This is a genomic window from Castellaniella defragrans, from assembly GCF_014203015.1.
Taxonomy (GTDB): domain Bacteria; phylum Pseudomonadota; class Gammaproteobacteria; order Burkholderiales; family Burkholderiaceae_B; genus Castellaniella; species Castellaniella defragrans.
Window position 1 is genome coordinate 208,063 of record NZ_JACHIB010000006.1, and the last position, 12,103, is coordinate 220,165.

General features: G+C 62.7%; 9 protein-coding genes. 1 reads left to right on the top strand and 8 read right to left on the bottom strand.

Going from position 1 to position 12,103, the window contains the following annotated elements:
* Nucleotides 1–14: 14 nt before the first annotated feature.
* Genes HNR28_RS18365 through apbC form a run of 3 tightly spaced genes read right to left on the bottom strand, consistent with a single transcriptional unit; the run spans nt 15 to nt 6,714 of the window.
* Nucleotides 15–3,710, bottom strand: a complete 3,696-nt coding sequence (locus tag HNR28_RS18365; RefSeq protein ID WP_244978203.1) for a translocation/assembly module TamB domain-containing protein — start codon at nt 3,708–3,710, stop codon at nt 15–17.
* Nucleotides 3,707–5,629, bottom strand: a complete 1,923-nt coding sequence (locus tag HNR28_RS06850; protein WP_151025354.1) for an autotransporter assembly complex protein TamA — start codon at nt 5,627–5,629, stop codon at nt 3,707–3,709. Before HNR28_RS06850 ends, HNR28_RS18365 begins: the two co-directional genes overlap by 4 nt.
* Nucleotides 5,629–6,714: an iron-sulfur cluster carrier protein ApbC gene (gene apbC, locus HNR28_RS06855; protein ID WP_151025353.1), complete on the bottom strand. Its 1,086-nt coding sequence runs from the start codon at nt 6,712–6,714 to the stop codon at nt 5,629–5,631. The genes HNR28_RS06850 and apbC overlap by 1 nt, the downstream gene beginning before the upstream one ends.
* A gap of 187 nt (nt 6,715–6,901) precedes the next feature.
* Here apbC and HNR28_RS06860 point away from each other — a divergent pair, with 187 nt between their 5' ends.
* Nucleotides 6,902–7,180, top strand: coding sequence for a hypothetical protein (locus HNR28_RS06860; RefSeq protein ID WP_151025352.1), 279 nt, complete (start codon nt 6,902–6,904; stop codon nt 7,178–7,180).
* A gap of 165 nt (nt 7,181–7,345) precedes the next feature.
* Here HNR28_RS06860 and HNR28_RS06865 read toward each other — a convergent pair whose 3' ends face one another.
* The 5 genes from HNR28_RS06865 to HNR28_RS06885 all read right to left on the bottom strand — a co-directional run bounded on the left by HNR28_RS06865 (nt 7,346) and on the right by HNR28_RS06885 (nt 11,922).
* The gene (locus HNR28_RS06865; protein WP_170288520.1) at nt 7,346–7,483 is read right to left on the bottom strand and encodes a hypothetical protein; all 138 of its coding nucleotides are present in this window, start codon (nt 7,481–7,483) and stop codon (nt 7,346–7,348) included.
* 344 nt (nt 7,484–7,827) lie between these two features.
* A complete protein-coding gene (locus HNR28_RS06870) occupies nt 7,828–9,102 on the bottom strand; it encodes a RelA/SpoT domain-containing protein (RefSeq protein ID WP_151025351.1) in 1,275 nt (424 codons plus the stop codon).
* A 611-nt stretch (nt 9,103–9,713) separates the two neighbouring features.
* Nucleotides 9,714–10,238, bottom strand: a complete 525-nt coding sequence (locus tag HNR28_RS06875) for a response regulator (RefSeq protein ID WP_151025350.1) — start codon at nt 10,236–10,238, stop codon at nt 9,714–9,716.
* Nucleotides 10,226–10,984: a sensor histidine kinase gene (locus tag HNR28_RS06880; RefSeq protein ID WP_151025349.1), complete on the bottom strand. Its 759-nt coding sequence runs from the start codon at nt 10,982–10,984 to the stop codon at nt 10,226–10,228. The genes HNR28_RS06875 and HNR28_RS06880 overlap by 13 nt, the downstream gene beginning before the upstream one ends.
* Nucleotides 10,985–10,992: 8 nt before the next feature.
* On the bottom strand, nt 10,993–11,922 hold the full coding sequence (locus HNR28_RS06885; protein ID WP_151025348.1) for a restriction endonuclease: 930 nt from the start codon (nt 11,920–11,922) through the stop codon (nt 10,993–10,995).
* Nucleotides 11,923–12,103: the final 181 nt, after the last annotated feature.

Consider the following 12,103-nt stretch of genomic DNA (forward strand, 5'->3'; position numbering starts at 1 on the left):
GCCTGCTGCGCCGATCAGTCCATCGAGAACCAGCGGTAGACCAGCGCCAGGCCGCTGACGGTGCCGGTGGTGACCTCGGCCTGCAGGTTGCGCATCAGCCGGTAGCTCAGCCGCGCCACGGTGCCGGTCTGCGCCAGCGCCTGCTCCAGGCTCAGCCGCAGGTCCTCGGTGAGGTTCTTGCCGGCCAGGACGAAACGCTGCTCGATGGGGCTGGCGCCCGCGTCCAGGCCGCTCACCACGCTCTCGACCGGCAGGACGCTGCCGGTGCTGCCCAGCTCGCCCGAACGCATGCTCAGTTCGTCCAGGCCGAAGCGCTTGTAGAACGGCTCGCCGCCCGACAGGAAGGAGCTGCCCACCGAGAACAGCAGCGACATGTCCGCGCCGCCCTGGTCCGGACCGTGGCCCAGCAGCAGCCAGGACAGTTTCTCGGTCTCGCTGACCTCGGGGCGCGACATCAGGTCGATGCGCGGGCGCCGGGCGGTGCCGGCCACCCGGACCCCGGCCTGCACCGCCACGTCGGTGCGCAGGGCCTGGATGTCGAGCACGGGGTTGGCCACGTCGCCCTGGAAGGTGATGGTGCCGCGCCGCAGCTGCAGGTGCTGGCCGTAGGTGTTGATGGCGCCGCCGCGGGTGCGCAGCTGGCCCAGCGCGGTCAGCTTGCCTTCGCTCAGGTGCAGGTCCATGCTGCCGATCAGGCCCGAATCGAGGCCGAAGCCGGTCAGGTAGAAGCGCGGCCCCAGGTCCACGGTCAGGTCGGCCCGCAGGTCCAGCGGCGGCGAGGCGTCCAGGCACGGCACGGTGCGCGCCGCGTCGTCCGCGCGCCGCGCAGCGGGGCGCGCGGCGCGCGCGGCCGCGGCCGCCGGCGGGGCGGCCGTCGGGGCGGCGGGCGGCGGATCGGCCGGGCAGTCCAGCATGGCCGCCGTCTCGCCCGGCTTGAGGATCACCACGTCGCCGTCCAGCGACGGGATGGCGTTGAGCATGTCCAGGTCGAACCAGCCGGCGTCGGCCGTGATCTTGCCGCCGATGCGGATTTCCGGCAGGGTCGCCCGGATCTGGAGGCTGCCGCTGATCATGGCGTAGCGGTCGGCGCGCTGCAGGATCGGATAGCGCCGGAAGGCGACGTCCGCCTCGCCCTGGCGCTCGATCAGGTCCCAGGCGCCCGTGAGGTTCAGGTCGCCGCCCTGGGCGTCCGGATTCTCGGCGATCCAGGTGGCGGTGCGCCATTCCTTGGGGACGACCCGGCGCACCGCCGGGAAGCGCAGCTGGTCCAGCAGCACCCGGGTGCCGTCGAAATGCGCCCGCAGGGTGCCGTCCAGCAGCCGCACGCCCTGGTCGGCGATCAGCAGGCGCAGGTCGTCGCCGCGCAGCGGGCCGGACAGCGTCCAGCTGCCGTCCGGGCGGCTGCGGCCCTGGATGTCGGCGTGCAGGGTGCCGCCGACTTCCATTTCCCCGCCCAGCAGCAGGTTCACCCAGGCCAGGTCCTCGGAACGGGCCTCGAAGCGCAGGTGGCGCTCGTCCTGCGGCCGCAGGGCCAGGCCGCCGCCCGGGGTCGCGTGGACCGGCGTGTCGGCGCGCAGGCGCATGCTGCCCATTTCGCGCGTGCGCACCCGCAGGTCGGCATCGGCGCGGCTCAGGCCGGGGCCGAGCCGGCGGATGGCGAGGTCGAGGCGGGCGTCCTCCAGCCCCAGTTCGATGGGCACGTCGCCGGGCACGGTCAGGTCGCCGCCCTGGCGGGCCAGGTGGATCTCGCCGCTCAGGGCGTCGTCGAATTTCAGGTTCCAGTCCAGGCTCGCGTCCAGGCGGCTGCGCCGCGCCTGCTCGGACAGCTGCGTGCGCACCCCGCCCTGCCGCGCGGCGGCGCGGCCCAGCCAGGCCTGCAGCCGGGTGATGCGCTCCGGCGTGATGGTCAGGGGATCGATGCGGCCGCGCGTCTCCCAATGGCCCTGCCCGCCCGCCGAGGCCTGGTGGCGCAGGCTGAGCAGGGATTCGCCGTCCAGCGCCAGCCCGAGGACGGCCTGGCCGACCTGCCAGCCGCCGGCGGCATCGAGCGCCAGCGGCACCGCCGCCTGGCTGTTCAGGGCCAGGCCGGCGTGCTCGGCCCGCAGGGCGGTGAGCTGGCCGCGCCAGCCCTGCGCCTGCGTCCAGCCGCCGCCAAAGGCCAGCGCCAGGCTCATGGGCGCCCGGCCGGGGACGCCGTCGCGGGCGTCGGCCGGCACATAGCGGGCCTGCAGCCGCCCCCGGTGGTCGGCCAGCGGGCCGGAGACGTCGAGATCCAGTTCCGCGCCGCCCGGCAGGCCGGGCCACAGCGCCGCCAGGGCCGGCAGCCGGGCCTGCAGCGCGAGCCGGCTGGCGTCCGCCGCCGCATCGCCCCCGGCGCGGATGCGGTCCGGCCCCAGCGCCAGGTCCACGTCCAGGCCCGCGGCCCGCAGGCCGAGGAGATCGGCCGGCGCCGCCGCGCGCGCATCGAACAGCGCGCCATCCGCCCGCGACAGCCGTTCCAGCCGGATCCTGCCCGACAGGGGCTGGCCGTTCCACTGGCTGGGGCCGTCGAAGGCCAGGTCCAGGCCCAGGTCCTGCAGCCGCTGGCCGGCGTCCAGGCGCGCCCGCAGCTCGCCCTTCAGGTTGAGCAGCGCCGGCCCCAGGCCCGGCGGCAGCCAGGGGCCCGGGCGCAGCTCGCGCACCGACCACTGCGCGCGGATCGGCCGCAGGCCGTCCGCCCCGCGCGCCTGCGGGGAGACGTCGAGCGTCACGCGGGTGCCGCCCGGCAGGCGCAGATCGGCCTGCGCCTCGCCCAGCGGGAAGGACTGGTTGGGCCGGATCTCGGCCCGGGCCCGCAGTTCCAGGCCCTCGCCGCGTCCGCTGGCCTGCAGGTGCAGCGCCTGCAGGGTGCCGGCCAGGCGCAGGTCCAGCTCGATCCTGCATTCGTCCTCGGGCGGTTCGGCTGCGGTAGTGTGCGCGCCGGAGGGGTCCTCCCCGGGATGCCCGGCGCCGGACGATTCGCGGGCGCCGCCCCGGGCCGCCAGCAGCCGCCGCAGGCAGACCGGCGACTGCGCGCTGCGGTCCTGGGCGGAGCCGTGCAGGTTGAGCTCGAAGGGCCAGGGCGCCGCCAGCCCGCGCAGGGCCAGGCTGCCGTCGAGCTGCAGCAGCGTGTCCTCGTGCGCGGCCTGCAGGTGGTCCAGCGTCACGGTCGCGGTATGGGCATCCAGCGTCAGGGCGGTCGATACGGACAGCAGATCGACGGGCAGCGGCTCGCCGTCGATGCGCAGGCCCAGCCCGCCCAGCGCCAGCCGGTCCACCCGCAGGCCCAGCGGCAGCGCCGGCATGCGGAAGGGCTCGTCGGCGGCGGGCGCGGCGGCCGGCCCGGTGCGCAGGTCCACGTCCACGCGCGCGGCCGACAGGTCGTTGACGTGCAGGCGGCGATCCAGCAGTTCCGGCCAGAGCGCCTTGAGATGCAGTCCCACCACGCGCACGTCCACGTCCGGCAGGGCGATCGCCAGGCCCTCGACGTACAGCCCCCGGGCCAGCGTGCCGCGCACGCCATGGGCCTCGCCGCCCAGCTGGCTGGCCGCCGTGCGCAGCAGCCAGCGGGTGCCCGCCGGGCTGGCGACGCACCAGGCGGCGAAGGCCATGGCCAGCAGCAGCGCCAGCACGATGGGCGGCAGCCCCCACAGTCCGAAGGCCTGCAGGCCGCGCCAGATGCGGGTCTTCAAAACGCGATCCCCAGGGAGAACTGCAGGCGCAGGCGGCGGTCCTTCTGCGCCCAGGCCAGGTCCACGAAGAACGGCCCGGCCGGGGTGCGCACCGCCAGGCCGGCCCCGTAGCCCAGATGCCAGTCGAACTGGCTGAAGGACTCGGCCGCGTCGCCGGCGTCGACGAACAGGCTGGCGCCCAGGATGTCGGTGAAATAATGCGTATATTCGACGCTGGCCACGCCCAGCACGGGCGCGCCCATGATGGCGTCGCCCCGCTCCAGGCCGATGCTCTGGTAGCGGTAGCCGCGGATGCTGCGCGATCCGCCGGTGCGCCAGGAGAAGTCCTGCGGCAGGCGGTCGGTGCGCGCCCAGACCTTGCCGATCTCGCCGCGCACGGTCAGCACGTCGCGCTCGCCGACCGGCCACCACCGCTGGGCGCGCAGGCTGCTGCGATAGAAGGCCTTGCCGTCGTCCAGGGTCGTGCCCAGGCCCAGGCCGAATTCCACCAGATTGCCTTCGCGCGGGTTGTATTTCGAGTCCACGTCGCGGCGCAGCCATTGCCAGGTGGCCGCCCAGCTGGGGACCTCGTAGCGCGAGTCGCCGGAAATGCGGGTCTTGTCGTAGGCCACCAGCGCCCCCCAGCGGACCTCGTATTCGACGCGGCTGTCGCCGGCCGCCTTGCGCGTCTGGCTGCGCTTCCAGCCCAGGCCGGTGCGGCTGGTTTCCAGGCCCTCGAGGTCCGAGTGGTCGTACAGCAGGCCGAAGCTGTCCTCCCTGCCGTCCATGTCGGGCGGCAGGTGCACGTCGAAGAAGGCGCGCTGCCGCTTGGTGTCCACCCCCGCGCCGGTCTCGATCCAGACCGGCAGGCCGTAGACCACGTTCTGGCGGTACAGGCCTTCCACCCGCACGCCGTGGTCGCTGTCCACGCCCAGCGAGCCGCTGGCGTAGCGCGCCGGGCCTTCGGTCACCTGGACGCGCACGGGCAGGGTGACGGGGTCGTCGCCCGCGGGACGCACGCGCGTCGCGGCGGCGCCGGCCCCGGCTCCCGCGGCCGTCTCCGCCTCCGCGCCCGCCTTCGCCTCCGCGCCTGTCTTCACCTCCGCGCCCGCATCGCCGGACGCATCCGCCGCCGGCGCCGTCCCGTCGGCCAGGGTGACGAAGGCGCCGCGGAAGAAGGTGGTGGACTGCAGCGCCTGCTGCCAGTCCTCCAGGCGCGTCTGGTCGTAGGGCTCGCCCGGCTCGTAGCGCACGTAGCGCCGGATCAGGGATTCGGGCACCCGCTTCAGGCCGATGATCTGCAGCTCGCCCAGCCGCACCGGCGGCCCGCTGTCGAGCGCGACGTCCAGATCGGCCTTGGCGGCCTCGGGCTCGACGGCCGCCCGGGTCTGCGCGTAGCGGGCGTAATAGAATTCCTGGCGCGAGACCGCGTCCAGCAGCTCGGTCTTGGCCCGGCTCCAGTCGTCGTTGATGAAGGGCATGCCCGGCTTGAGCAGCCAGCTGTCGCGCAAGGACCGGCGCCGGCCCGCGTAGGCCTCGCCGGCGAGCGCGCCGTCGAAGCGCAGGCCCAGCTGGCGCACCCGCGCGCGCTCGCCGGTGTCGATCGTGATGTCCCAGAATTCGCCGCCGTTCGCGGCGCCGGGCGACACGTCCAGCGTGACGGTCGCGTCGAAATAGCCCTGGGTCCGCAGGGCGGCCTGGGCCGCCTCCCAGGCCCGCCGGCGCAGGCGCGAGACCTCGCGCACGTCCTGGTCCTCGGTCAGGCGCGTGATGGCGCCGACCGCATCGGTAATGGCCTGTAACACCTTGGGCGGAGCGCCGCCCGGATCGATGATCACTTCCGGGGGCGCGGCCAGCGCCGGGGCGCAGGCCGCGAGCCCCAGGCCGAGCAGGGCCCGGCGCAGCCGGAGGATCGTGCGTTCAAACTCCCCGACGGGCATCAGCTCGTGCGTGCCACGACCCTGGGTCGTGAGCCGGAGTCGTCCAGCGGCTGGCCGGCCACGTGGATGGCGAGCTGGCGGGCGATGTCCTGGTAGCGGCGCGCGGCCTCGCCGTGGGGCGAGGCGACGACGCTGGGCCGGCCGGAGTCGGTTTCCTGGCGGATGTCGAGCTGCAGCGGCAGCGAGCCCAGCCAGGGCAGGTGATAGGTCGCCGCCAGCTGGCGGCCGCCGTCCTGGCCGAAGATCGGCTCGGCGTGCCCGCAGTTGGAGCAGACGTGTATGGACATGTTTTCGACGATCCCCAGCACCGGGACATCCACCTTCTGGAACATGATCAGGCCCTTGCGGGCGTCGGCCAGGGCCAGGTCCTGGGGGGTGGTGACGATGATCGCCCCCGTGAGCGGGACCTTCTGCGCCATGGTAAGCGCAATATCGCCCGTTCCCGGAGGCATGTCCACGATCAGGTAATCCAGATCGTTCCAATTCGTAAGCGAGAGCAGCTGGGTGAGGGCCTGCGTCACCATGGGGCCGCGCCAGATCGCCGGGCCGTCGTCGTCCATCAGGAAACCGATGGAATTGGCCTGCAGGCCATGGCCGATCATGGGTTCCATGCTCTTGCCGTCCACGCTCTTCGGCTTGCCCGACAGGCCCAGCATGATGGGCACGCTGGGGCCGTAGATGTCGGCGTCCAGCAGGCCGACGCGGGCGCCCTGGCTGTGCAGCGCCAGCGCCAGGTTGACGGCCGTGGTGCTCTTGCCCACCCCCCCCTTGCCGGAGGCCACGGCGATGATGTTGCGCACCTTGTCGAGGGTGCGCAGCCCGCGCTGCACCGCGTGGGCGACGATGCGCGACTGGAATTCGAGCCTGCCCAGGCGCACGCCGGCCGCGTCCAGCGCGCCACGGATGGCGGCCGCCAGCGCCTGCTCGCCATTGAACAAGGGATAGCCCAGGGTTACAGTGATGTCGAAGGCATCGCCCGCGGGGGCGATCCGCAGTTCGGGCTCGGTCACCGCCAGCGTTTTCCGGGTATCGGGGTTGATGACCCTGGACAGGATCGAGCGGATGTCCTGTATCGTGGTAGCCATGATGAGAGATCGGGGTGAAGACAGTCGAAACCACAAGCATAGCGGATTCCCCTGGAAATCCGGCGATTGACCCCAATATGGATGTGATGGACGCGCCTCCCGGATCCGGCCGGCTGCCGCTTTCGTCCGCCCGGCGCCCGACCGCGCCGCGCACGCAACCTTTTCCGGCTCCGGGAGTCCAAGCCTTATGAACCTGATCCAGCAAACCCTGCGCGCCGTCCTGTTCCTGATCCTCGCCTTCTTCGGCCTGGTGATGGCCTTCATCTTCATGGCCTCGACCGCCCTGGCGATCGGCGTGCTGTACATCGTCGCCCGGCTGCAGGGCCGGCCCTTCGGCGTGAAAGCCTACTGGGCGGAACGCCGCCGGCCGTCCATGGCGCCGCGCGGTGGCGCCTGGTCCCGGACCGCTGGCAAGCCCGCGCGGGAGCGGGATGTGACGGATATCGAGATGCGCGAGATTCCGTGATTGACGGGCGCCTCCCTCGTCATTGCCTGTAGACGCCAAATTCAGAGGCTGAGACGAACGATCACTGTCGTGATCGAAACGGCCCCTTCAGAATGCTTCTGAAGGGGCCGTCGCATTCAGGGGCCGTGCCGCCAAAACGCGCCCACAGCCAAGTCGACAGGATGCTTACTTGTCGGAGCCCTGCTCTTTCTGGTCTTGCTTATTCTCGCCGGATTCGGAGTCTTGATCGGATATCTTTGGGGCCGTCCAGTCAAGCGGCGGCGCGACGATATCCTTCCAGGCGACACGTTTAGGTGTGGTCATGGTTTCCTCCAAAAGCAACGTGGCAGCGCAGTGTGCGCCGCCACTGATGCTGTATAAAATATCAGTGTTATTTGATTATGTCAAATTGTAGGGCTGGTGGGAGGTGAATCTAGTGACGTGTGAGCGGCTGCTTTCGGCCATGAACGGCCAATGACGGTAAGGATGAGCAGACCTTTTAGCGTCGGAATTCAGCGGCGTCCGAAGGCGGTCTGCTGCGAATACGAGTGAGGCCGTCAGTGTCCTGAATCAGCGCCAGAGCACGCAGGGAATCAACATAAGCCATAAAAAAATGCCGAAGGCATGGCCGATATTGGCGTCCACGTTGAATCGACAGTTAGAAATTTTTATATGTATTGTTCGATTTCAGCCTTCTTCTTGATGTTGAGCGAAAGCTGATCGTTCGGGGACTTGCTTGTGACAAGCTCCTTCTCTTGCAAAACCCGCAAAGAAGATTCAAATGTCATCATGTTTCCGCAATGATGATTCTTGAGAATGTTGGCAGGCACTCGATTGTTTCCCCAGTGACGTTTCCTGTGAAGCGCAATAAGGATTTGACGGGCACCAATGTCAATGTCTATTCTCTTGGAGAAGCCAATAATGGACTGATCAAGGTTCTCGAGGATGCTGTCATAACTTTCGATTCCGAAATAGTGGCTGTGGGTTTGTCGAACCGTGGCCACATCTGAGGAGCCGATCATGACTACCTCATAGCCCTCCGAGGCGGGGAACATTTTCTCGTATTCAACATAGGCCGATATGGCGTCATCTGGGTCTCTATTAATGATATCCCAGCTGACAAATGCCCCAGTATTCCAGTCGAAAACGATGATCCAGTTGTTAAGTCCATGTTTGTTTCTAGCCTCTTTTTGGGCAAGAGTTTTTATGATATCTTCATTGATGTAGCTGTCGAAGATCTTGTTTTTATCTGATGACTCGATAATCCCTTCAGATCTGATGCGAAGCTGATCTAGCTCAAGCTTTTCCCTTGCGTGAGGTTCTCTTCCTGCCTCGATTTCATAGAAAATATCCGATAATTTTTTGAAATAGTCGATTACGGCTTGATCTCCCTCTTTTTCCTTGAGGTGGTATCCATAGATCACTGATGTCCGCTCAATGCTCTCCGCCCAATAATGCTGAATTCTGCTTCTAATTTGAAGCTCGAGTTTTATGCCGTTTTTTTCAAATATTAGGTGCAATGATCGGTAGCCGGTATCGTCGCGCCCTTTTTCGCGGTAATCGGTGGTGCGGATGAGATTGAAATTGGACTGATTAGATATTTTCTCTTCTATATATTTTCTCAGTCTGTCAACATCCTGATTTTTCTCGACGATGATCCGGCAGCCACCAATATCCTGCAATTGAGTAAGCCGCACGCTGAGTCGATTGAGTTTTCTGACTATCTGAGGTTTACGCTTCAGGCGCTGCGCAATGTAGTAGCTGTCGCCATATAAGTTAAGCCAGTGCTGCAGTTCTATCGTTGTCTCAGACAACGGCTGAAGATGGCTCTTTCTGTACTCGTCGAATATGCCCTCAAGTTCAAGTAGTTCTTCTTCTGAGCGGAACTCGCCTTTGGATAGTGCAATGCCTACCCTGTCTATTCTTGTCTTAGTGAGCTTCATGGGGATTGAAATGTCTAAGGAAGGTTTGCAAAAATCCATCGCCGACGTGCTTGTCGCCATTCTGATGTGACAGACAAGTGATTCATGAAATAATTTGGTCTGAGGGTGAATCTAATTGTCGCAACCCGGATTATCGCATGAATAAAAGCCGCTATCTCGCTGAATGCTCTGGGTTTCGTGACAGCTTTGTGGCAGATGCATGAACGTCTCTTTAGGGTCGAAAGCAGTCGTAGGTAAAAGGCTGCTTCCGACCCAAAGGCGACAATGCAGTCGCTCCAGACCGGACATTCGTCGTTCTGATTGCCGTGATTGGTGACCAAAGCGATAGCCCCTCGGTCACCGTTGACTTGCCCTCGTTCTCCAGTCTTTCAGCCCAAAGAACGAGCGAACGGTGAGGCGCTAGCAATAACGGCCACGTTTGCTCTTCACGACCACAGCATGTCTCGAATAAGGCGCCGACAAGCCACCCTGTGCAGCGCCGCGACTGTTCAGTTGAAGCAGTCTTTACGCCTAACGTCGCTCCGTTCGGGAATCGGACGCCCCTGACACTAGGCACTCATCACAACGACCTCCTGCGAACGTCTAGTTCAAACTGCGGAAAGTCTGCCAGACTACGGTTTGACGGCTATGCTTTTCTTCGGTGCTTTCTTCACTGTCACCTTTTCCCGCGTACTCCCTAATTGAAATTTTTCAGGCAGAGGGCGCGTCAATATTTCATTGATGCCAGTCTTGAATTCTTCGGCTCGGCCCTTAGCGATATAGTTGCAATATAAAGTTCCAATTTCTGATTTTATCTCTCCATTATAGTGAGCAGAATATGCAATGACGTTCTTTCCTATATTGCCTTGAGTGCGAACATATTTTATTGCATAAAACCCTTTATATTTTTCGTACAGATCCTTGGACACTGAGAATGCCGGCTTCCATGCCCCAATGGGAATATTAAGGTCAATTATATAACCGCGAAATTGAGTCTTGTCGGCCGCGGCTATTGCTTCGGCTACATTTGTTGCAAGCGCAACTTCGAGTCCTTTGGAATTAATGTAGTCAATGAGCCAGTAAATATACTCTGGCTCATCGTCTACAAGGAGCAATCTCGTGGGATCGTACTTGTTTGGTAGCTTCAAAGTTCCCATTTTTCCCTCGGAATGGCCAATCGAAATGTAGTCATACTTCCCTTATGTTTGTGCGAGGCAGAAATGGTGCCGTGGAGCACTTTTTCTGCAACTTCCTTGCAAATGAATAGGCCAATCCCGGAACCTTGAGCAACCTTTTCTTGCGCCTCTTTACTGCGGAAGCCCATCTCGAACAGCTTTTCTGCATTGTTGTTATCAAAGCCAACGCTTGCGCCTCTTATTTCAATAATGAGGTCGTGGTTTTTATTTTTCTTTACGTCGACATAGACCACCTGGTTTGGTAGTCCGTATTTCAACCAGTTGTCAAATAGGTTAATAAATATCTGTTTTATTAGTTCCGGTCTGGCTTTAATTCTGTACTGGGTTGCAGAATCTAAGAGTTGAATTTCCATCCCTTTGCGTTCTGCGGAAATTTGAAAAAACTGTAAGGCTTCGATAACAACCTGGGGGAGAACGCTGGTGACGACCTCTCTCGTAGGCCTCAAAACCTCCTTTTCAGAAACTTCGAAGAAAAAATCTGAAAGATAGGCAAGGTTGCGAATCAGGGTCACACATTGCTCAAGCTGGGCTCGCGAAGCGTTAATTTTTTGGGCAACCACAGTGCCGCTATATGTTCCATCGGTAATGTTGTGAAGTGTGCCTATTACCCCGTTCAGTGGATTCACCACTTGATGAACAAAGTTGGCCAAAAAAAGCATCCCGACATCTTTTCCTCGGGTTTCTTCTATCATAGCTTCCTGGTTCATAACCGCCCTTATTTTCTTTGGCTAATCAAGATGCTGGACTTATCGACGCGATACTCAAAATTGCCCCACAATGCGATCGCATTGAATGTTTCTGAATATCGCTTGATTGTATCCTCTAGATCAATTTTAGCCATCAATTTGCAAGAATATTCCCCATCTTGAGCTATAACGAGCCTTTCGCGGGTGATCGCCGATAATTGACTGGAAAACGCGCTCAAAGCCGGTTCGTCGATTTTGTAGAAACCTGCATGAATGTCGCATGTGTGTATCTGAAATTCTTTTGAATCGAAATAAATCGGGCGGAAACGCCTTTCGCGTTCAACATCTTCTATCCTTCGCTGCAGTAAAAGAGCAAAAGCATGCGCTGACTCGAGCATAGGGTCGGGGGTACCATCGTTGAAGATGACAGTCGAGTAATGCGCACCGACCGATTTCGACAGAGCCAAAGCCAATTGCAGTGCGGATCCAGTAGGCGCAAGTGGGACGTCTGTTAGCCCATATTTCATGGAAATATCCGGATGTTGCTGAAGGATGCTCTCCATCTGGTGACGAGGCCAAAGCCGGACCACAATACCTCGTTTTTTGGCGTTGAAATTGTCCGCCTGAGTGATGGCCGCCGGAGTAAAGCGTGCCGATGTGCACATGAGCAGCACATCGGCCTGGTTCGAATCGGCATAGGCGATTTTTGAATATATGGTCGGCCAATCTACGGAGCCGGTATATCGTTTGCACTCAACAAACCATCGCTCTGATGTTTGTGCCTGCGCAAAGTCACTGGCGACAATCAGTCCTTCAATGTCGCGGCCGCCGTCTGCACCCGGTGTTCTCCATGACACGTTCTTCATCCCTCGCGCGATCATCAGATCGAACGTCAGATTCTCAAACTCCCCCGGCGTGAGGTCGGTGAGCTTACGTTCTGTGAGGGCTTTAGATGACACCGATTCTGTCCTTTCTGTTTATACGATTCTTTGCTTTGCCTCACGACTTGCAGTCGCTACTTTATCGGCCCTGAATTATAAATAACTCATTGATTTTATTGTAAAATAAAGCCACTCCAGACTATCAAATCCCCCAAAAACAGCCCGCTGGGGCTCATTTTCTGGGAGATTGCCCCGAAAC

Excerpts from the sequence above, each read along its gene's own strand:
- HNR28_RS06860 (WP_151025352.1), top strand. The coding sequence starts at position 6,902 with ATGAACCTGATCCAGCAAACCCTGCGCGCCGTCCTGTTCCTGATCCTC.
- HNR28_RS06870 (WP_151025351.1), bottom strand. The coding sequence starts at position 9,102 with ATGAAGCTCACTAAGACAAGAATAGACAGGGTAGGCATTGCACTATCC.
- HNR28_RS06865 (WP_170288520.1), bottom strand. The coding sequence starts at position 7,483 with ATGACCACACCTAAACGTGTCGCCTGGAAGGATATCGTCGCGCCGCCG.
- apbC (WP_151025353.1), bottom strand. The coding sequence starts at position 6,714 with ATGGCTACCACGATACAGGACATCCGCTCGATCCTGTCCAGGGTCATC.
- HNR28_RS06880 (WP_151025349.1), bottom strand. The coding sequence starts at position 10,984 with ATGAACCAGGAAGCTATGATAGAAGAAACCCGAGGAAAAGATGTCGGG.
- HNR28_RS06875 (WP_151025350.1), bottom strand. The coding sequence starts at position 10,238 with ATGGGAACTTTGAAGCTACCAAACAAGTACGATCCCACGAGATTGCTC.
- HNR28_RS06850 (WP_151025354.1), bottom strand. The coding sequence starts at position 5,629 with ATGCCCGTCGGGGAGTTTGAACGCACGATCCTCCGGCTGCGCCGGGCC.